We start from the raw sequence: 20736 nt of genomic DNA on the forward strand, positions 1-20736 counted from the left end.
CGATGTTCCTTTCCGACTTCAGCATCAAGCGGCCGGTGAGCACGGTCGTCCTGATCATCGGCCTCATGTGCCTGGGATTGCTCGCGCTCAAGAACCTGCGCGTGAACCAGATTCCCGACGTCGAGCAGCCGGTGATCGTGGTCAACATCCCCTACCCCGGCGCCTCCCCCGAGACCGTGGAGCGCGAGATCGTGAACCGCGTGGAGAAGGCCCTGCAGAGCATCCCGCAGGTCTACCAGATCCGCTCGACATCCGCGGAGAGCAACGCGCAGATCGTCATCATCTTCAACTTCAAGAAAAACATGGTGGAGGCTTCCGACGAGATCCGGAACGCCATCGCATCCGTGCGGCACAAGCTGCCGGTGGAAATGCGCGAGCCCATCCTCAGGCGCATCGACCCCTCCGCGCAGCCCATCATGCAGCTGGCGCTTTCCTCGACCGGGCAGACGCACGCCGAGATCTCGCGCCTCGCCGAGGACGTGCTGGCGGACCGCTTCCGCAGCATCGACGGCGTGGCCGTGGTCAACGTGAACGGGTCCCTGCGCCGGGAGCTCTCCGTGCTGCTGCGCCGAGAAGCTGCGCGAGTTCAACGTCTCCGTCACCGACGTCGTGAACGCCCTGCGCATGCAGAACACGACCGCCCCGGTCGGGCGGGTGAAGGGCCCGCTCGACGAGCAGAGCATCCGCCTGGTCGGGCGCATCGAATCGCCTTCGGAATTCGAGCAGATCGTGCTCAAGCGCAACGGCAACGAGATCGTGCGGCTCGGCCAGGTGGCGAGCGTGGTGGACGGGTTCGCCGAGCTTGCGGGCTTCAGCGTGCGCAACGGCCACCCCAATGTCGGCATTTCCGTCACCCGCTCGCGCGACGCGAGCACCGTCACCGTCGCCACGAAGGTCCGCAACATGGTCTCCGAGATCGGCAAGTCGCTGCCGGCGGGGACGAAGCTCGAGGTCACCCAGGACGGCGGCGAGGACGCGGAGGCAAGCCTCGAGAACGTGATCGAGGCGCTCGTCTTCGGGGCGATGCTCACCATCTTCGTGGTGTACGCCTTTCTGAATTCCTGGCGCTCCACGCTGATCACGGCCCTGTCGCTGCCGACTTCCGTGATCGCCGCGTTCATCGCCGTCTGGGCCTGCGGATTCACGCTCAACTTCATGACGCTGCTGGGCCTGTCCCTCGCCATCGGCGTGCTGATCGACGACGCCATCGTGGTGCGGGAGAACATCGTGCGCCACATGGAGCGCGGAGCCGACCGCATGACGGCGGCGCGCGCCGGCACGGCCGAGATCGGCATGGCGGTGACCGCCACCACGTTCTCTATCATCGCGGTGTTCATTCCCGTCGCCTTCCTGGGAGCCGGCGCGGGCGAGTGGTTCCGCCCCTTCGCACTGACGGTGGCGACCTCCGTGCTGGTGAGCCTCTTCATCTCCTTCACGCTCGACCCGATGCTGTCGGCGTACTGGGGAGATCCGGTGGGCTACCAGCAGCACGAGAAGAAGGGCATTCGCCTCTGGCTCTCGCGCTTCAACGTCTGGTTCGACCACCAGGCGGACCGCTATGGCAACGTGATCTCCTGGGCGCTGCACCACCGCCGTTCCATGACCGCGATCGCGGTGCTGAGCCTCGCGGGCGCCCTCGCGCTCCAGGTGATGGTCGGAGGCTCGAGCTTCCTGCCCGCCTCGGACGTGGGCATGATTGCGATCGAGGTGCGCACGCCCTCGAGCGCGAGCCTCGAGTACGCGAAGCTCAAGGTCGAGAAGGGCGCGGAGCTCGCGCGCACCCTTCCCGAGACGATCGCCACCAACAGCCAGGTGAACGCGAGCGGTGGCCGCGTCTACGTGGACCTGGGGAAAAGCACGAAGCGCAAGCGCTCCGCGGCCGAGATCGCCGTGGACCTGCGCAAGCTCATGACCAGGCTGGTCGGCGCCGAGTATGTGGTGCTCGACGACCTGAACAATGGTGCGCGCAAGCCCGTGCAGATCCAGTTCTCCGGGCCGGACTCGCGCCGGCTCATGGCCATCACCAGCGATTTCATGGAGAAGCTCTCCAGGGTGCCCAACGCGGTCGACGTCGGGCTCTCCGAGCAGGAGCCCAAGGACGAGCTGAAGATCGAGCTCGACCGGGGCCTCGCCAACTCGCTCGGCATCGCGGTGGGCGAGGCGGCCCAGGCGCTGCGCGTGGCGTTCGCCGGCGTGGAGGTGGGCGACTGGGTCGATCCCACGGGCGAATCGCGCGACGTCGCGGTGCGCCTGCATCCCGACGACCGGGTGGAGGCCGCCAACATCGAGCGCCTGCCCATCGCCGTGACCGGCAGCAACATGATGGTGCCGCTGGACCAGATCGCCACCGTCACCATGGGCAAGGGCCCGGCGCAGATCCAGCACTCCGACGGCAAGCGCATGATCGCGGTGTCGGCCAACGCGCAGGGCCGCTCGCCCGGCGAGGTCACGTCCGACGCGATGAAGATCGCGAAGCAGATCGAGTTTCCCGCGGGCTACGGGCTGGAGCTGGGCGGCGCCTCGCGCGACCAGAAGGAAGTGTTCTCCGAGATGGCGGCCGCGCTGGTCATGGGCATCGCCCTCATGTACCTGGTGCTGGTGATGCAGTTCGGCTCCTTCACCGCGCCGCTGCCGGTGATGCTGTCGCTGCCGCTGAGCCTCATCGGCGTGGTCCTGGCGCTGCTCGTCACGAGGGGAACGCTCAACCTCATGAGCTTCATCGGCGTGATCATGCTCATGGGGCTGGTGGCGAAGAACGCGATCCTGCTCCTCGACTGCGCGCGCAAGGAAGAGGCGCAGGGCGTGAGCCGCGAGGAGGCCCTGATGCACGCCGGGCGCGTGCGCCTGCGCCCGATCCTCATGACCACGCTCGCCCTCATCGCGGGCATGACGCCCGTGGCCATCGGCCTGGGAGAGGGCGGCGAGTTCTACCGGCCGATGGCGGTGGCGATCATCGGCGGGACGATCACCTCGACGATCCTCACGCTGCTGGTGGTGCCGACCTTCTACGACTCGATCGAGATCGCGCGGGACCGGGCGTTCGCCAAGTACCACCTCCGGGAAGCGCGGTGGAACCCCTTCACCGCTTTCGTGCTTACCTTCGTCGAGGCACTGTTCGCGCTCACGGGCCTGCGGATGACCTACCGGCTTCTCAAGAGGCTGACCCTGAAGGTAACGCAGCGCACGGCAAGGTCCCACCCGGCGCCGGGGCCGGTTTCGGGCGACTGATCGTCGGCGCATCCCCTATCGCGCCCCGATCGGCAGGCACCGTTCCGCGCAAAAAAAACGGGGCGCCTGAACCCTCAGGCACCCCCAGAAAGCCCCGAGGAGGTAGGGCATTTTCGGTGGGCTCGCGCCGCGTGGCGGAAGCTAGAACGTCGGCGGCTGCGGTTCGATCTCGAGGCGCGGATCGAGCACGGCTGCGGCATCCGGGACACCGTAGTTCTTCCCGGCGACTGTCGTCTTCTGCGAGGCGTCGGCCAAGCCCGCGGTCGGAATGCCCGTGAGCAGCACTCCCGCAGCGGCGGTGACGAGGACGGTGACGAGCACGACGATGCGATTCATGGCGACCTCCTTTTGCGTGGGGTGGGTTGCGGGTTCCTGGGCCGCGGTCAGCCGGCGATGGCGAGGGCCACCGCGACTTGCTGGACGTGGGCGAGGGCCTCCGGGCCGGTCGTCGCCGCGGCGACCAGGACGACAAGGACCCCGGCGCCGATGACGGCCAGGTTCGCGATGCCGTCGATCGTGACGCCGGCATTCCAGGCCTTTGCGTGATGGGCATTCATGGCCGGTTCCTGTTCGGCGGGTTGGCATGCTTCCGGATGCTCGACGAACGGTACGAGCGCCCGCACGTCGAGGAGGGCCTCGCGCAGGAGGCGTTGCTTGCGGGCTTCCGGGTCGGCGCGGATGAATCGGGCGGTCATGGCGATCTCCTTGTGTGTGCAGCGGGGATGCGTTGTCGATGGCCACACTGTCCTCTCAGGCCCCTCCTGCGGTCCTTGGGCGTTCCTGAAAGATTCTTAAAGACCGCGAGCGGGGTAATATTCCCTGGCAATCACGGCTGCCTGACCGGCGGCGGCGCCGCTCCGGGGAGGGGGCGTGCCACAGAGCTATCGATTCGGCCCGATCGATGTCCGTCCCGCCGAGCGACGCGTGCTCGTCGGCGGGCGCGCGGCCGCGCTCGGCGCCCGCGCCTTCGATGTCCTCCTCGGCCTCATCGAGCGTCGCGACCGCGTCGTGTCCAAGGATGAGCTGCTCGAGCTCGCGTGGCCCGGCGTCATCGTGGAGGAGAACAATCTCCAGGTGCAGGTCTCCACCCTGCGCAAGATCTTCGGCCCGGACGCCATCGCGACAGTTTCCGGGCGCGGCTACCGGTTCACCCTCGAGCCCGACGCGTCCGGGTCGGAGCCGCCCGCGTGGCCGCCATCCCGGCACCACAACCTTCCCGCAGCGCTGAACAGCTTCATCGGCCGCGAGAGCGAGATTCGCGAAGTCAGGGAGCTGCTCGCTGCCGGGCCGCTCGTGACGCTCACCGGCTTCGGCGGCACCGGCAAGACCCGCATGTCGCTGGAAGTGGCGGCCGGATTGGCCGACCGCTTCTCGGATGGCGCCTGGTTCGTCGAGCTGGCCCCCCTGTCCGATCCGCAGCTGGTGCCGCAGGCGGTCGCCGCGGTGCTCGGCGTCAAGGAAGTGGCGGGGCGCCCCGTCCTCGAGGCGCTGGTGACACACGCGCGCGACCGGCAGTTCCTGCTCATCCTCGACAACTGCGAGCACGTCGTGCAGGCCTGCGCGCAACTCGCCCGCGCGCTGCTGGAATCGAACCCCCGGCTGAAGATGCTGGCGACCAGCCGCGAGGCGTTGCACCTCACGGGGGAAACGACCTTTCCCCTGCCGCCGCTCGCAGTGACCGGCCTCCACAAGGAGAGTGCCGCCGGCGAAGTCGCGAAGAATGACGCGGCGCGCCTCTTTGTCGACCGTGCGGCCGCGGCGCAGCCTTCCTTCCGGCTGACCGACCGCAATGCCGGTGAGGTCGCGCAGATCTGCCGGCACCTGGACGGCATCCCGCTCGCGATCGAGCTGGCCGCCGCCCGCGTGCGCGCGCTGTCCGTCGACACGATCGCGAGCCGCCTGGACCACCGGTTGCGCCTGCTCGCGGGAGGCGACAAGACGGCATTGCCGCGCCAGCAGACGCTGCGCGCGTTGATCGACTGGAGCCACGACCTCCTCGATGACGCCGAGCGCACGCTCCTGCGGCGGCTCGCGGTGTTCGCGGGAAGCTGGATGGTGGAAGCCGCGGAGGCCGTGACCGTCGGCGGGGCGATCGACGAGCCGGCGGTTCTCGACCTCATGACCTCCCTGGTGGAGAAGTCGCTCGTGTCCCTGGAGGCGGACGGCAGCCGATATCGGCTGCTGGAGACCGTCCGCGAATACGCCTGGGAGCACCTCGAGGAATCCGGCGAGTCCGCCGCGGTCCAGGCGCGCCATCTGGCCTGGTTCCTGGCGCTCGCCGAGAAGGCGCGCGTCGAGATCGCAGGCCCCGACCAGGCCGCCTGGCTGGCCCGCCTCGACCTCGACCGCGAAAACATCCTCGCCGCGCATGCCTGGTGCGACCGGGCCGAGGGAGGATCCGACTCCGGGTTGAGGCTGGTCCGCGCGTTGCGGCCGTACTGGATCAATCGCGGCCTGCCGGGCCTCGCCTACCGGCTGGTCGTCGAGGCCCTCACGCGACGCGGCGCGGAAGAACGGACGCTGGTCCGCTGCCGCGCGCTATTCGACGCGGGTCAGCTCGACTCGTGGATGGGCCGGTATGCGCAAGCGCAAGGTTACCTGCAGGAGAGCCTCGCGATCGCCCGGGAGACCGGGGACCCCGGCAGAGTGGAGGCGGCGCTGCAGTCGCTGGGCCTCGCGGCGCTCGGGCAGGGTGATGTGAAGGCGGCGCGCGGGCATTTCGAGGAGGCGCTCGCGCTGGCGCGACAGTTGGGCAACAAGCGCAACCTGGCCGCCGCCCTCATCGCCCTGGCGCAGCTCGACCGCGTGGAGGGCAGGCTGGATTCGGCCGAGCAACTCTACGGGCAGGCGGTGTCGCTCGCCCGCGAGCTGGGGGATCGGGAGACGATCGCCATTGGCCTCCTCAACCTGGCCATGGTGGCCGTCGGTCGCGGGCAGCCGGATCGCGCCGGTGCAATGCTGGTGGAGGCGATCGACATCGCCACGGCAATCGGCTCGAAGCCGGTGGGGCAAGGCGTGCTCGATGTCTGCGCGGGCCTTGCCGCATCGCACGAGGAATGGGAACAGGCGGCCCGCTTCCACGGGATGGCGCAGTCACAGCTCGCCCTGACCGGGCTGCACCGCGACCCGGCGGACGAGGCGTTTCTTGCTCCCCTGGTTGCGATGGCGCGCGCGCGGCTGGGCGCCGCTGCATTCGACGGCGCGCAGGCCGCGGGGCGCGATTCCGGCTACGAGGAATCGCTGGCCGAGGCCCGCGACTGGACTAGTCGTTCACGACGAAAGGATCGAGCGTGATCGGCTTTGCGCCCGGGCGCGCCACCTGGATCATGTACTTGTAGGTTTTCGGATCGGTCGGGGGATTCGAATGCCTGTTCCTGCAGACGACACGCTGCCCGCCGGCCTGGACCCTGCAGTCGAACTCGCCCTTGGGCGCGCTGACCACGACGCCGTCGCGGTAAAACGCATAATCGGAGTCGTGCTGGAGCACGAAGGCGATATCGTCCCTGGACCCGCTCGGGACGATGATCGGTTCCTGGTCGACGACGAGGTACTTGTCGCCAATGACCTGGACGTTGGGAAGCTTCCAGTCGGGCCTGCGCGGAGCCATTTCGTGGCGCGCCGCGTCGTGAGCGCAGGCCGTCAATGCGAGCGCCAGCGCAACGACCGCAATCCTTTTCGCATTCATGGTCCTGTTCTCTCCTTGTCGGGTCGAAACGCCGCAAATCTTGCGCCCGTTAATCCGCACCGACAAGGGGAATCACCCGGGGTCTGCGGCTCGCGAAGGCGGCGCGCGCCGGGAATGGTAGAGTTGGCCGCGCAACCCACCTACCTGCGGAACCGATCATGCGACTTGCCCTGCTGCCCTGCCTGCTTCTCGCCCTCCCCGCCCACGCCTTCGACCTGCAGGGCCACCGCGGCGCGCGCGGCCTGGCGCCCGAGAACACGCCGCCTGCGTGGCAGAGGGCGCTCGATCTCGGCCTGGACACCATCGAATGCGACATGGCCATCACGAAGGACGGCGTCGTCGTGGTGCACCACGACCTGTACCTCAATCCGGGCACCACGCGCGGGCCCGACGGGAAGTGGCTCGAGAAGCGCGGCCCCGCCATCAGCGAGCTCACCTTCGACGAGCTGCAGAAATACGACGTTGGCCGCCTGAAGCCGGGCTCGGATTACGCGAAGCAGTTCCCCGACCAGAAGCCGGCGGACGGCACGCGCATTCCGAGGCTGTCCGATCTCTTCGACCTCGTGAAGAAGTCGGGCAACACGAAGATCGGCTTCGACTGCGAAACGAAGGTCGATCCGACCGACCGCGCCGCCACCCTCCCGCTCGAGGAGTTCACGCGCCGGACGATCGCGGAGATCCGCAAGGCCGGGATGCAGGAGCGGCTCATGATCCAGTCCTTCGACTGGAACACGCTGCAGGTGGTGCAGAAGGAAGCGCCGGAGATCCGCACGATGTACCTCTCCTCGCCGCGAACGCTCAAGCCCGCCGATGAGGGGAAGCCCTCGCCCTGGCTGGCGGGCTTTGCTCCGGAGCTCCACGGGGGTTCGGTTCCGAGGGCCGTGAAGGCGGCCGGCGGCAAGATCTGGGCGCCCAACCAGACCTTCCTCACGCCCGCGATGCTCGCCGAGGCACGCGCGCTCGGCATCATCGTCATCCCGTGGACGGTCAACGATCCCGCCATGATGAACAAGCTGCTGGACATGGGCGTCGACGGGATCATCTCGGACCGGCCGGACCTGGTCCAGGCGGAGATGAAGAAGCGCAAGTAGGCGGCATGCCGCCCGGGAACCGGCATCGCGCAGCGGCCATGAAATGGCTTTTCGCCGCCTTCCTCGCGCTGGCCTGCGCAGCCGTGCGGGCCGAGGTTCGCGCGCAGGTCGCGGGCATCGACCCCGCCACTCCTGCCGTCCTTGCACGCAACCAGCCGCTGTATGTCCGGATCGACTATGCGGACGCCGACGGACACCACTTCTGGGCGAAGCCCTATTTCCGGGGCGATCCGGTCAAGCGCATCAAGTTCAATGCCTCGAGTCGTTACGCAGGTTCCGGCTCGGCGTTGGGGTGGTTCTCGCTCGACCAGGCCGACGCCGTCGACGAGGTGCGAATCGTTGCCGGTGGCGGCCGACCGTTCAAGGAATTCGAGGTATCGCGGTTGCGCGTCGATGTCCGCGGAACCGGAGTGCCCGGCGAAAGCGCGCCGCGTGCCGAATGGGTCGACTCGATGCAACGCGAGAGCGACGCGCAACGGCGGCGCGACATGGCGGAGGAAAAGGCGCGCCCGGCTTCCGTTTTCGACAGCCTCATCGTCCCGGGATTCATGCTCGCCGTCCTGGGTCTGCTGGCGGGCGGCGTGGCGGCGCCCGTGTGGGCGATACGGCGCTGGCAGGGCGGATGGCGTTTCGCGGCGGCGCTCCCGCTGGTGGCGATTGCGTTCGTCGTCGCCCGGATCGTCGTGGACACCGCCCGCGACCCCACGTCGCACAATCTTTGGCCGTTCGAGATCCTCATGGCCGGCGGTGCCGGACTCGCCTTCCTGGCTGTCGCCTACCTCGTGAAAAGGCTCGCCGGATTCCGCTAGAAGACGGCCGGCTCGTCGCCGATGACGAGGCGCGCGAGCCGTTCCCCGATCGCCGCGGAGTGCTTGAATCCGTGACCCGAGCACGGGGAGGCCACGATCACGTCCGGGCAGTCCGGGTGCGCCTCGATCACGAAGTGGCAATCCGCCGTCATCGTGTACAGGCACGTGACCGCCTTCACGCAGTCGCCTGAAAGCGCCGGGAAGTACGGCGCCACCTTCTCCTCGAACATCTGCGTGGCTTCGCCGGGATCCACCCCGCGCGCGACCGTCTCCGGCGTCGTCGCCAGCTCGTGCTGTTCCGTGGCGATCTTCACGCCGCCGTCCGGGCCCTCGATCGCCGGGAAGCCGTAGATCGGTTGGGCGTGGTTGGCGAGTTCCCAGATGAACACCGGAAAGCGCTCCGGTTGAAACGCCTCGACCGGGCCCTTCATCGCGAACCAGTAGAGCACCTGTCGCCGAACCGTGAAACGTCCAGCCCAGGTTTCCCCGAGCAACTGCGGCAACCACGGCCCGGCGGTCACCACGAGCCGGCGTGCCTCGTATGATCCCTGCTCGGTCCACAGGCGCACGAGGCCCTTTTCCTCGGTGAAGCGCAAGGCCCGCTCGTTGCAGTGAATGACGGCGCCGAAGTGTTCCGCGAGCTTCAACTGCGCGGTGACGCACGCTTCGGGCCGCAGGAAGCCGGCTTCGTATTCGTAGTAGCCCACCTCGTCGTCGCGCACGGCGAACTGCGGGAAGCGGCGGCGAATGTCGCTTGCGTCCAGCAGGTCGTGACGGATGCCGTGACTGCTCGCGGCGGCAAGCGTGTTCTCGAAGAAGCCCGGCACGTGGCACGCGGCACGCGGACCGGCGCCCGAGATGATGAGCCCGCCGGTTGTGGTGAGGAGGTCCATTCCGGTTTCGGCCTCGATCTCGCGCCAGATCTCGTGGGAACGGATCGCGAGCGGCGTGTACGGCTCGCCCTCGCCGATGGCGAGCCGCGTGATTCGCGTGTCGCCGTGGCTGGAGCCCCGGTCGTGCGGCGGCGAGAGCCGGTCGATGCCCAGAACCCGGCCGCCGCGCTTCGCGAGCTGGTAGAGCGTCGCGCTGCCCATGGCCCCCAGGCCGAGGACGATGGCGTCGTAAGGAGTGTCCATCGCCGGGGATTGTAAGTCCCCTGTCATCCCGGACGGTCCTTCGCGCGTTAATGTCCAGCGGCCACTTCGGCCCGCCTGCCTCGGGAGGCTCCGTGTTCGAAACGCTCCAGTCCGCGCTTGCCACCAACCAGCTGGTCTCGGGCGGCATCCTGCTCGCCGCCCTCGGCGTCGCCGCCATGTGGCTGCGGGAGGTGCCGGTCAAGATCGCCCGGTGGGCGAAGCACTTCTTCGTGACCACGCTCTCGATCGACAGCCGCGAGGAACTCCTGTTCCCCGCGCTCGTGGAGTACATGGACACGCGCGAGGCCCTGCGCCGGTTGAACAACTTCACCGTCCGCACCGTGCGCCAGCAGGATTCCAGCTACCAGAGCCTGCACGACGAGCTGCAGCAGGGCGGCAGGCCGGAGACGCTATTCTCCCCCGGCGAGGGCTTTCACCTCTTCATCCTGGACGGGCGCCTCATGTGGATGAAGCGCGAGGTGCAGGTGGGCGTCTCGGTGATCGAGAAGATCACGCTCTCCACGCTGGGCCGCGACAAGCGCCCGCTGGAAGCGCTCGTTCACGCCGCCATGGAGCACCGCATCGCCCGCGAGCTGAACCGCATCGCCATCTACGTGCCCAGCAGCTACGGCAACGACTGGACGCGCGCGCGCCTGGGCAACAACCGCAAGCTCGATTCCGTCGTGCTCAAGGCCGGGCAGAAGGAAGCGATCATCGCCGACCTGGGCCGCTTCTTCGCCAGCCGCGAGCGCTACGAGACCCTGGGCATTCCCTGGCGCCGGGGCTACCTGCTGTACGGCCCGCCCGGCACGGGCAAGACCTCGCTCGTCACGGCGCTGGCTTCCGAACTCGCCCTCAACGTCTGCGTGCTGAGCCTGGCGTCCCCCAACGTCACGGACGAGAAGATCGGCAACCTGCTGGCCAGCGTGCCGCGCCGCTCGGTGATCCTCATCGAGGACGTGGACGCCTTCTTCCAGAGCCGCGCCAAGGCCGACGCGCAAGTTCGCGTGTCCTATTCCGGATTCATCAACGCGCTGGACGGCGTGGCGGCTCACGAAGGGTCGGTGGTGTTCCTCACCACCAACCATCCGCACCTCATCGACGAGGCGGCCATCCGCTCCGGGCGCGTGGATTTCCGGCTGGAGCTGGGGCTGTGCGACCGCGACCAGCTCGAGCGCATGTTCGTGAAGTTCATCGATGACCGCGCCTGCGCCGTCCGGTTCGCCGACTCGGTGGCGCCGGAGCGCTGGTCGCCGGCGCAAGTCCAGGAGCGGCTCCTCAAGGCGGCTTGCCTGGATGAGGCGCTGGAGTCCTTCAAGGAGGAGGGAGCGGGCGACGTAACCTTGCTTCGGGCCGCTTGAACGGCACGGGATGGGGGTGCAAGATGCCCTGATGATCACCGCCTCCGTCCTGCGCCGCCAGCTCGCCGCTGCCGTCATCCTGGCGTCCGTGATGGCCACCGTGGCCGCCGTGAACCCGCCGGCCGAGGTCAAGGTCGCGCTCGTCATCGGCAACGCCGCCTACCCCACCGCCCCGCTGCGCAACCCGGTCAATGACGCGACGGCGATCTCGAACCGCCTGCGCGCCCTGGGATACGAAGTCACCCTGCGCACCGACGTGACGCAGCGCGAGATGACGCGCGCCGTGAGCCAGTTCGGCCAGAGCCTCAAGCCGGGAAGCGTCGGCCTGTTCTATTACGCCGGCCACGGCATGCAGGTGCGCGGGCGCAACTTCCTGATTCCCGTTGACGCGGACATCCAGAGCGAAGCCTCCGCGCGCAGCGAGGCCGTCGATCTCGATCTCGTCCTGGAGCAACTCGGACCCACGCGCCTGAGCATGGTCATCCTCGACGCCTGCCGCAACAACCCGTTCGAAGGCCGGTTCCGTTCCACCGCCGGTGGCGGCCTCGCGCAGGTGGATGCCCCCAAGGGCACGCTGCTCGCCTACGCCACCGCGCCGGGCAAGGTGGCCTCCGATGGCAATGGCGCGAACGGCCTCTACACGGCCGAACTCCTCAAGGCGATGGACATTCCCGGCATCAAGGTCGAGGAAGTGTTCAAGGTCGTGCGCGTGAACGTGATCAAGGCCACGGCGAGCCAGCAGATCCCGTGGGAATCGTCTTCGCTCACGGGCGACTACTACTTCCGCCCCGCCGCGGCCCCGGCCCCGGCCATGGATGCGGTCAAGATCGCCCGGGACGCGGAATCGAAGCAGGCGGAAATGCAGTCGAAACTCGATGCCGAGCGCAAGCAACGCGAGAAGGACGCGCAAATGCTCAAGGCCGAGATGGAGTCGCTTCGGCAGGAGGTTCGGCGGCTCACGCAGTCGTCGGCGCCGGCCGCCGCGAAAGAGCCCGCTCCGGCGAAAAAGCAATCCTCGGTGCCGGCGAAGGACATTGCCTCGCCAAGGAAGGAGCCTACTGCCCCGGCAAAGGAAACCGCACCTGCCGGCAAGAAGCTGCCGGGAACGCTGGACGCATCAGGCAAGGCGATGGCTGCCGCCCGCCCCGAGGAAACCCGGGTCGCGGCCGCGGCCCCTTCCGTCGTGCGTCGCGAATCCGCCGCGAAGGAATGGGCGCGCCGAATCGAGCTCCTGGAGAGCCAGCGCGGCAAGCTGAGCTTTTCCAAGGCCGTGGCGCTGCTCTTCGAGCCGCTCACCGACGAGCAGCTCCTGGTCCTGGTGGAGAGGGAACGCGGCCAGAAGGACCAGCGCTACAACAGCGCGCTGGCGCTCGGAATCAACGCCGGCGGAAAGCTCGCGCGGGGGCGCACGCAGGGCGAGAGCACGCGTGACCTTGCCGTCAATGCCGCCATCGAGCGTTGCACGCAAGCGGCGGTCGCGCGTTGCGCCGTCGTCGTCGTGAATGGCGATTTCCAGGAAGCCGGCTTCCTCGAATGGGCGAGAAGCGCCTCAGGCAAGAGCATCGTGGCGCTGCGCGGCGACTTCCTTCGCCTTCGCAGCGGGCCATAGGCTGCCCGGGCAGGGCGGGACGCAAGCGGGCGCATTGCCCGTTGCCTGCCGCTGAAGGCATCCTCTCAGGTCAGGGCAATGAACCCGGGGTCGTCCTGGTGGTGGCGCTCGAACTTCAGGAAATCGTAATACCCGCAACGCGAGCCGCCGGGGAAATCGCGGCAGATGCCCGGGCGCGCCTCGTAAACGGTGCAGCGGCGCTTTTCCTGGTCGAGGAATGCGCAGGCCGACTTGAAAATGCTGTCCTTGCGGTGGCGCAGGACGCGCGCCTTGTCGTTCTCGTCCGGGCGGGTGAAGCGCTCCCTGGCCTGCTCGGTGTCGATTCCGAAGTGGCGGGAAAGCCGCGCGATGTCGCGGGCCGTCACGGGAATCTCCTCATAGGTGCAGCAATAGGCGGGGCACTTCTTGCAGGAGAAGTTGACGCGCACGGGGACGGGGAAGGGCTTGCTCTTTTTCATCGCTTGCAGGGTGGGTGGCAAAGCGCGGCATTGTACGCGACTTGCGCGGCGCGGCCGGACTCGGCGCCTCAGCGCTGCTCGAACGACACCAGCTCGATCCGGTCGGAGAACATGATCTTCACATGGCCGCCGACCACCATTCGCCGGGTCTCTTCCTTCGCGACCGAGAGCCGAACGCGCCCGGGCGCGTCCCACCGGGTGACGAAAACTTCCAGGTCAGGGCGCCCAGGCTTCCGGTTGATTCCGCGGGCCTCGATCCGGAAGCAGTCGAAGGTGCCGGCGGGCACCGTGATCGCCTCCCGGGCAGTCACCCGGAAATGCACTTCGACGTTCCCCAGGAACTTCCCGCCCTTCGAAATGGCATATCGCGTCGCCCACTTCTTGCCCACGACATAGTCGAGCGGCTGGTCCTGGCGCGGCGTCATCTCGCGGCCGTCGCGGAACCGGACCTGGTTGCCGAGCAGGTCGCGAACTGCCTCCCCGCCGTTGATGATCACGCGATCGTCGGTGATGGCGGTGACTTCGGCCGTGAACCGCCCCGGCTTCTTCCCGAACAGCGTGTTGTCGAATTCGGCGTAGGTGAAGCGGTCGCCCACCCGGAAGCGCGTGTCGGCGCGGGCCGAGCCGGTCGTGAACGGGTTGCCCTTCGAGGGAGCGGCCTCGACCGGCACTTCGCCCTGGCCGGCCAGCACCTGGTCGAGGCGCTGCTGCGCCAGCTCCGCGAAATGCCCGCTCGGGTAGGCGCGCAGGTACACCTCCAGCGGGCCTGGTTCCTTCGCCGCCTTCGCCTTCTCGAACGCCGCGAGTTCCGCCTGGAACTCGCGCTCCTCCTCCTCGCGCGAGAGTTTCCGCAACTGCTCGGGCGGCAGGAAATAGAAGTCCTCTTCGAGCGACGTGCTTTCCCACGGGATCTGCCGGCCGTTGGAGGCGCGCCGCACGCCGAGGCGAACGCGCTTGAACACGTCCTCGATCTTGGCCTCGCGCACCTGCATCTCGCGCAGCAGATTCTCCGTGTAAAGGCCGTTGGCCCCGGCTCCATCGTCCGCCGTGTTTCCCGGCGCCGTCGCGTAGGCGAGCAGGGTGCCCGTCGGCGCATCCATCTGCGACAGGCCTTTCTGTTCCGCGCGCAGCCCCGTTCCGAACGGGTTGTCGCGGCAGGCATCCAGGATGATCACGTTCATCGGGTTGGCCGCCTTGCGGACGCCCCCCATCAGGCTCGTGACGTCCACGCACTGCGCAGCGACATCGGCGGCAGTCGCAATTTTCGCATCGACGGGAAGGAGAAAATTCTGCCACTGGATCTGCAGGCCGTGACCGGCGAAATAGAAGAGGCCCACGCACTTCCTTGCGGCGAGCGCCTTCGCATACGCCTCGATCGCCGCGAGCATCTCCCCGCGCGTGGCGTCCTGCGCGAGCGTCACCTCGAATCCGGAATCGCGAAGGACATCCGCAATCGCGCGCGCGTCGTTGCCGGGATTCTTCAGCGCCGGCACGCTCCGGTAGGCACTGTTGCCCACGACCAGGGCGATCTTCGGGGCGCGCACGAGCCTGGCGGCACCTCCCGACTGCGCCCAGACCCAGGCCCATGGCGCGGGAAGGAGAAGCGAGCCAGCCGCAAGGCAGCCCTGCAGCACCCGCCGTCGAACAGAGAAGTCCGGTTTCATCGAAAGCCTTTTTCGTCGTGCCGATCGTGCTCGGGCCGCAATCTCCGACGGGCCGCGGGGCGCACCGGGCCGCGTGACTTCTTGACACGGGTCAACGCCACGAATCCGGACCGTTATAGCCTGAAATCACCAGTGCCGGTTGGGAAATGGAATGCAAGGCGTGGCGCGAATGGCCGATGGCAGGGATCATCAAATGATGACTCGGGTGGCGGTTTGCGCCGTCGCCGCGCTGGTGGTGGCCGGATGCTCGGACCTTCTCCCGAAAGCCAGCTCCGAAGTATCGAGTCCCTGGCACAGCTTCGAGGAGGCTCAGCACGCGATCGAGAAGATCGTCCCCTACAAGACGACGACCATGGAACTGAAGGCCGCCGGCATCGACCCGTACGTCACGCCCAACGTCCAGCTCCTCAGCTATTCGGACATCGTGCTGCGCTTCCCCTTCGGCAGCATGCCGATGGAGAGGCTGGACCGGGGCCTTCGCGAATGCCTCGAGGCCGGCAAGGGCTGCCAGGGGTACTTCATTTCCGTGCGCGAGACCAAGCGCGACCGCGTCGGCAACTTCTGGCTGGACGCGCTCAGCTTCTACCGCGTCATCGACGTGCAGGGCTGGTCGTTCAATGCCCTCATCCTGACCGTGGAAGACCGGGTCGTTTACGTGATCCAGGGCGGGCAACCGGTCATCCGCGAGCTTGAGACCAACAAGCAACCGCTGGGCCCGCTGCAGGGCTGGGGCGACGCGCTGCCCGGCTTCATCAAGTAGCCGCGGCTTCCCCGCTCAGAACTCCAGCTTGTCCCCCGGGTGGATGTGATGCACCTTGGTCGAGGTCTTGCCCAGCGCCGCGATGAACTCCTCCGGCGTGCCCTTGAGGAAGATGTTCGTGCCGTAGTGCATCGGCACGGCATGCCTGGGCTTGAGCCAGTTGTTCACGGCGAAGGCCGCGTCCTTCGGATCCAGCACGTAGTGGCCGCCGATCGGGATCAGCACCACATCGGGCTTGTAGTACTCGCCGATGAACTTCATGTCGCCGAAGAGCCCGGTGTCGCCCATGTGGTAGATCTTCAGGCCGTTTTCCAGCTCGATGATGAAGCCCACGGGCTCGCCGCCCGGGTAGACCTGGCTCTTGCCGGTGTCGGGATTCTTCCAGACGAGCTCGGACGAATGCTCGGCGTGCACCATCGTGATCCTGACGCCGTCGAAAGGGGTGATCGTGCCGCCCGTGTTCATGCGCGGCGCGAGTTCGCCGGGAACGATGCCCAGCGTGGCGATCGTGGAGCCCAGGCCCCCGTTGGACCAGATCCTGGCGTTGTGCTTCTTCGCGATGGCCGGGGAATCGCCGAAGTGGTCGCCGTGGGCGTGCGTCACGAGGATGAGATCGACCTTGCCCAGCTCGTCGAGGTTCTTCCATTTCTCGGGCGTCCCGGGATTCGTGGTGAGCCACGGGTCGATCATGATGACCTTGCCGCCGGGCGTGGTGAGGCGGAAGGCGGACTGCCCGAACCACAGCAGCTCGGCCTTCTTCGGCGCTTGCGCAAGCGCCGTCGCGGCGACGAGCAACGCTGCCGTTGTTGCGATGCTGCGAAAGATTGTCTTCATTTTCCATCCCGGGCAGTTGGCGCGACCGGCGAATTCTGCACGGACGCGGCGCCTTGGTAAACGGGCGCTAGAATGAGGCTGTCTGCCTCCTGCCCGTCCCATGGAAAAGCGCCCCCTCGGCCGCTCCGGCCTCTTCGCCTCGCCGCTCGCCTTCGGCGGCAATGTCTTTGGCTGGACGGCGGACGAGGCCACCTCCTTTCGCCTGCTCGACACGTTCGTGGACGCCGGCTGCAACCTCATCGACACGGCCGACGTCTATTCGATCTGGGTTCCGGGAAACGGCGGCGGAGAGTCGGAGGCGATCATCGGCAGGTGGCTCGCGAAATCGGGCAAGCGAGACCGCGTGCTCATCGCGACCAAGGTCGGGCACGACATGAAGGAAGGCGGCAAGGGCCTTTCGCGGGCGCACATCCTCAAATCGGTGGACCTCTCGCTCGCCCGCCTGCAGACGGACCACATCGATCTCTACCAGTCGCACGTCGAGGATCCGGCCACGCCGCACGAGGAGGTGCTTTCGACCTACGCGGAGCTCATGAAGGCAGGCAAGGTGCGCGCCATCGGCGCTTCCAACTTCAGCCGCAGACGCTTCGGGACGCGCTCGAGGTCGCCGGGCGGCTCGGCCTGCCACGCTACGAAACGCTGCAGCCGCTCTACAACCTCTACGACCGCGCGGAGTTCGAGGCCGAGCTGGGCCCGCTGTGCCGCGCCGAGGGCATCGGCGTCATTCCCTACTTCGCGCTCGCCGCGGGCTTCCTTACGGGCAAGTACCGGACGCAGGCGGATCTCGACTCGAGCGCTCGCGGCAAGCGCGCGAAAGGCTACCTCAACGAGCGCGGCCTTCGCATCGTCGCGGCCCTCGACGAGGTGGCCGCGGGCCTCGGCTCGACGCCCGGCAAGGTGGCCGTCGCCTGGCTCATGGCGCAGCCCGGCATCACCGCACCGATCGCAAGCGGCAGGACAGTGGAGCAGGTGCAGGCCCTCATCGACGCGACGCGACTCGTGCTCGATGCAGGCGCGATGGAGAAGCTCGCCCGCGCGAGCGCCTGAGCCCCATGCCCTACCGCAAGCCCCACCCGCCGACATTCAAGCTGCAGGTGCAGGAGGACGAAACCGACCCCCGACTGTGGCACGATGTGCTCGACCCCGCCGGCAGGCTCTACGTCTTCGACAAGGAAGCCGAGGCCCGGGCGAAGCTGGAAGCGCTCTTTCCCGTACTCGTCGGGCTGGAGAAGTTCGCGGCCGGGCCGAAGCGCACGCGCGTCATCGTGATCGCGCGGGACGAGGACGAGGAACCGGAATGAAGCACAACCCCAGGAGAGCAGGAACATGAACGCATCGCTCAAGGTCGCCATCGTCACCGGTGCCGGCACCGGCATCGGCAAGGCATCCGCCCTCGCGCTCGCCAAGGCGGGCTACCAGGTGGCCTTTGCCGGCCGCCGGCAGGACATTCTCGACAAGGCGCTTGCTGAAGCCGGCGGCAACGGCATCGCCGTCGCCACCGACGTGAGCGACCCGGCTTCGGTCAAGGCGCTCTTCGAGGCCGTGAAGACGAAGTGGGGCCGCGTCGACGTGCTCTTCAACAATGCCGGGACGGGCGCCCCGCCCGTTCCCATGGACGAGCTTCCGTGGGAAAAGTGGAAGGCGGCGGTGGACGCGAACCTCAATGGATCGTTCCTCTGCGCGCAGGCCGCGATGGCCCTCATGAAGAAGCAGACGCCGCGCGGCGGCCGCATCATCAACAACGGCTCCATCTCGGCGCATTCACCGCGCCCCAATACGGCCGCCTACACCTCGACCAAGCACGCGATCACCGGGCTCACCAAGTGCATCTCCCTCGACGGGCGCCCCTTCGACATCGCCTGCGGGCAGATCGACATCGGCAACGCCGCCACCGAGATGACCGAGCGCATGGCCAAGGGCATCATCCAGGCCAACGGCCAGATGATGGTGGAGCCGCGCATGGACGTGCAGGACGTCGCGAACGCCATCGTGTTCATGGCCGGGCTCTCGCTCGACTCGAACGTGCAGTTCATGACGATCATGGCGACGAAGATGCCGTTCGTCGGGCGCGGCTAGCTATTGGGGCTTGATCCCCAGGTCGTTCATGAGCTTCGCCCACTTCGCCTGGTCGGCGTGGATGAAGGCGGCGAACTCGTCGGGCCTGTCTCCCGAAGGCTCGCTTCCCAGGGCAAGCAGCCTTTCCTTCACCTCGGGTAACGCGAGGACCGTGTTGGCGTCGGTGCTGAGCTTTTCGACGATCGTCCGGGGCGTGCCCACCGGCGCGAGGAGGCCGAACCAGCCCAGCGCCTCGTAGCCGGGTAGCCCCGATTCCGCGGCGGTGGGGAGATTGGGCAGCGCAGACGCGCGTTTCGCGCTCGTCACTGCAAGCGCCTTGAGCTTGCCGGCATGCACGTGCGGCATTGCCGTCTGCGCCGGCGCGAACATGAGATCGATCTGCCCCGCGAGAAGGTCCGTCACCGCCTGGCCCGTGCCCTTGTACGGCACGTGCAGGAGCTGGATCCCTGCCATGGCCGCGAACAGTTCGCCCGCGAGGTGCGAGGCGGCGCCGGTGCCCGAAGATCCGAACGAAAGTCTTCCGGGCGCGGCCTTTGCCTCGGCGATGAGCTCCTTCACCGTGTTCGCCTTCACCTTCGGGTTGGCGACGATCACGTAGGCCGAGGCCGAAGTGAGCGTCACCGGGGCGAACTGCTTCACGTTCCTCCCGTCGAGCGCCGCGGTGGAGGCCATGAGGAGCGTGTACCCGTCTGCGGGCGACTGAGCCACCGCATCCGCGCCGATGTGGCCGCTCGCGCCCGGCTTGTTCTCCACGATGACCGCCTGGCCCCAGATCCTCGTGAGGTACGGGCCCATGATGCGCGCCAGTGTGTCCGCCCCCCCACCCGGCGGGAAGGGGACGATGACCTTCACCGCCTTCGACGGGAAGGCCTGCGCGAATGCGGCGGGAACGGGAGACAGGGCGAGGAGAAGTACGGCGAGCAGCAGGCGACGACGCAACGGCATCAGGTCTCTCCGGGCGCGACGATGAAGGTGCGCAGCGTGGCGATGCCCTCGATCGAGCACTCGACCACGTCGCCGGGCTTGAGGTAGAGCTCCGCCGCATTGGCCTTGCCGACCGCCACGCCGCCGGGCGCCCCGGTGGAGAACATGTCGCCGGGCTCGACGGGGATGTTGCGCGAGAAATGCTCGAGGATGTCCGGCATCTTCCAGATCTGGTCGCGCGTATTGACGCGCATGCGCTCGACGCCGTTCACGCTGCATATCATCCACAGGTCGTAGGGATCGGCGATCTCGTCCATCGTCACGATCTCGGGGCCGAGCGGACCGAAGCCGGGAATGTTCTTGGCGGTCCAGAAGCGCGAGCCCGAGTCCACTTCCTTCTTCTGCAGGTCGCGGCAGGTCAGGTCGTTCAGGATCGTCACCCCCGCCACGTAGTCCATGGCGTCGGCCTTCTTCACGCCCAGCGCGCGCCGGCCGATCACGAACACCAGCTCCGGCTCGTAGTCCAGGCGCACGATGCCCTCGGGACGGGCGACCTTCGCGTCCTGCCCCACCAGGCACGAATTGAGCTTCACGAACGCCGTGGGCTCCTTGGGAATTTCCTTGATCAGGTCGGTCTTCACCAGCTCGTCGAGGTGCTGGCGGTAGTTCTTGCCCACGCACAGGAACTTGTCGGCATCCGGCACGGGCGGCAACAGGCGAATGGCGCGCTCCTCGAGCATGGCATGGGAGAAGGAGCGAGCCTCTGTCGTCGCGGCCTTGGCGAGCGCCTGCACGCGGGCAAGCGCCCCTCGCCCCGCGGCCAGGAGCGCCCTGACGGACGAGGGCAGGGGCTCGCCTTTCACCCGCGACGCCGCCTCGATGTCGAGGACGCGATGGCCGACCCGAACGCCGGCGCGTGCGGGGCCGGCCGGCCCGACGCAGAAAGTGACGAGTCTCATGGGAATGTCCTGCTGGTGTAGTCGCGTGAAGTCATGCTCGAGCCGCCCATTGTGTTCCCGGCCCGGAGCGCGGGCAAGGCAGCGGTGGTGAGGAACATGGGCATGAGTGCAGAATACGGGTTTTCCCCTCCCGAGCCGACCC

At 67.7% G+C, this 20736-nt stretch carries 17 protein-coding genes and 2 pseudogenes; 10 read left to right on the top strand and 9 right to left on the bottom strand.

Going from position 1 to position 20736, the window contains the following annotated elements; genetic code table 11:
- Window positions 1-2 precede the first annotated feature (2 nt).
- A pseudogene (locus IPP91_15720) lies at window positions 3-3228 on the top strand (efflux RND transporter permease subunit).
- Between the two features lie 141 nt (window positions 3229-3369).
- Here the strand turns inward: IPP91_15720 and IPP91_15725 are convergent.
- Both IPP91_15725 and IPP91_15730 read right to left on the bottom strand, forming a co-directional pair.
- A complete protein-coding gene (locus IPP91_15725; protein MBL0143513.1) occupies window positions 3370-3564 on the bottom strand; it encodes a hypothetical protein in 195 nt (64 codons plus the stop codon).
- Window positions 3565-3611: 47 nt separating this feature from the next.
- A complete protein-coding gene (locus IPP91_15730) occupies window positions 3612-3923 on the bottom strand; it encodes a hypothetical protein (GenBank protein MBL0143514.1) in 312 nt (103 codons plus the stop codon).
- 175 nt (window positions 3924-4098) lie between these two features.
- On the opposite strand from IPP91_15730, the gene IPP91_15735 reads away from it, so the two are divergent.
- A complete protein-coding gene (locus tag IPP91_15735; GenBank protein ID MBL0143515.1) occupies window positions 4099-6522 on the top strand; it encodes a tetratricopeptide repeat protein in 2424 nt (807 codons plus the stop codon).
- Here the strand turns inward: IPP91_15735 and IPP91_15740 are convergent.
- Window positions 6491-6913, bottom strand: coding sequence for a hypothetical protein (locus IPP91_15740; protein MBL0143516.1), 423 nt, complete (start codon window positions 6911-6913; stop codon window positions 6491-6493). The two genes, IPP91_15735 and IPP91_15740, sit on opposite strands and share 32 nt — an antisense overlap.
- 158 nt (window positions 6914-7071) lie before the next feature.
- Between IPP91_15740 and IPP91_15745 the strand changes: the two genes are divergently transcribed.
- Together IPP91_15745 and IPP91_15750 are read left to right on the top strand one after the other, a co-directional pair.
- Window positions 7072-8004, top strand: coding sequence for a glycerophosphodiester phosphodiesterase (locus tag IPP91_15745; protein MBL0143517.1), 933 nt, complete (start codon window positions 7072-7074; stop codon window positions 8002-8004).
- A gap of 38 nt (window positions 8005-8042) precedes the next feature.
- On the top strand, window positions 8043-8813 hold the full coding sequence (locus IPP91_15750; GenBank protein MBL0143518.1) for a hypothetical protein: 771 nt from the start codon (window positions 8043-8045) through the stop codon (window positions 8811-8813).
- On the opposite strand, the gene solA is transcribed toward IPP91_15750, so the two are convergent.
- Window positions 8810-9949 carry an N-methyl-L-tryptophan oxidase gene (gene solA, locus IPP91_15755; GenBank protein ID MBL0143519.1) on the bottom strand — a complete coding sequence of 380 codons (1140 nt, stop codon included), beginning with the start codon at window positions 9947-9949 and terminating at the stop codon, window positions 8810-8812. The genes IPP91_15750 and solA overlap by 4 nt on opposite strands.
- Before the next feature lie 92 nt (window positions 9950-10041).
- Here solA and IPP91_15760 point away from each other — a divergent pair, with 92 nt between their 5' ends.
- Complete coding sequence (locus IPP91_15760; GenBank protein ID MBL0143520.1) at window positions 10042-11310, top strand: AAA family ATPase; 1269 nt, start codon at window positions 10042-10044, stop codon at window positions 11308-11310.
- A 31-nt stretch (window positions 11311-11341) separates the two neighbouring features.
- Window positions 11342-12919, top strand: coding sequence for a caspase family protein (locus IPP91_15765; GenBank protein ID MBL0143521.1), 1578 nt, complete (start codon window positions 11342-11344; stop codon window positions 12917-12919).
- Window positions 12920-12984: 65 nt separating this feature from the next.
- Here IPP91_15765 and IPP91_15770 read toward each other — a convergent pair whose 3' ends face one another.
- Both IPP91_15770 and IPP91_15775 read right to left on the bottom strand, forming a co-directional pair.
- Window positions 12985-13377 carry a YkgJ family cysteine cluster protein gene (locus tag IPP91_15770; protein ID MBL0143522.1) on the bottom strand — a complete coding sequence of 131 codons (393 nt, stop codon included), beginning with the start codon at window positions 13375-13377 and terminating at the stop codon, window positions 12985-12987.
- Window positions 13378-13445: 68 nt separating this feature from the next.
- Entirely contained in the window at window positions 13446-15041 is a 1596-nt protein-coding gene (locus IPP91_15775) for a caspase family protein (protein MBL0143523.1), read from the bottom strand.
- A gap of 193 nt (window positions 15042-15234) precedes the next feature.
- On the opposite strand from IPP91_15775, the gene IPP91_15780 reads away from it, so the two are divergent.
- Window positions 15235-15801: a hypothetical protein gene (locus IPP91_15780; GenBank protein MBL0143524.1), complete on the top strand. Its 567-nt coding sequence runs from the start codon at window positions 15235-15237 to the stop codon at window positions 15799-15801.
- 15 nt (window positions 15802-15816) lie between these two features.
- On the opposite strand, the gene IPP91_15785 is transcribed toward IPP91_15780, so the two are convergent.
- Entirely contained in the window at window positions 15817-16635 is an 819-nt protein-coding gene (locus IPP91_15785) for a metal-dependent hydrolase (protein MBL0143525.1), read from the bottom strand.
- Between the two features lie 100 nt (window positions 16636-16735).
- Between IPP91_15785 and IPP91_15790 the strand changes: the two are divergent.
- The 3 genes and pseudogenes from IPP91_15790 to IPP91_15800 all read left to right on the top strand — a co-directional run bounded on the left by IPP91_15790 (window position 16736) and on the right by IPP91_15800 (window position 18711).
- Window positions 16736-17682: pseudogene (locus IPP91_15790) on the top strand (aldo/keto reductase).
- A 5-nt stretch (window positions 17683-17687) separates the two neighbouring features.
- Window positions 17688-17936 carry a hypothetical protein gene (locus IPP91_15795; protein ID MBL0143526.1) on the top strand — a complete coding sequence of 83 codons (249 nt, stop codon included), beginning with the start codon at window positions 17688-17690 and terminating at the stop codon, window positions 17934-17936.
- Between the two features lie 25 nt (window positions 17937-17961).
- Complete coding sequence (locus IPP91_15800; protein MBL0143527.1) at window positions 17962-18711, top strand: SDR family oxidoreductase; 750 nt, start codon at window positions 17962-17964, stop codon at window positions 18709-18711.
- On the opposite strand, the gene IPP91_15805 is transcribed toward IPP91_15800, so the two are convergent.
- On the bottom strand, window positions 18712-19656 hold the full coding sequence (locus tag IPP91_15805; GenBank protein ID MBL0143528.1) for a tripartite tricarboxylate transporter substrate binding protein: 945 nt from the start codon (window positions 19654-19656) through the stop codon (window positions 18712-18714).
- Window positions 19656-20594: a fumarylacetoacetate hydrolase family protein gene (locus IPP91_15810; GenBank protein MBL0143529.1), complete on the bottom strand. Its 939-nt coding sequence runs from the start codon at window positions 20592-20594 to the stop codon at window positions 19656-19658. The genes IPP91_15805 and IPP91_15810 overlap by 1 nt, the downstream gene beginning before the upstream one ends.
- Between the last annotated feature and the right edge of the window lie 142 nt (window positions 20595-20736).

The sequence above is a fragment of the Betaproteobacteria bacterium genome (assembly GCA_016720855.1).
Classification (GTDB): Bacteria; Pseudomonadota; Gammaproteobacteria; order Burkholderiales; family Usitatibacteraceae; genus FEB-7.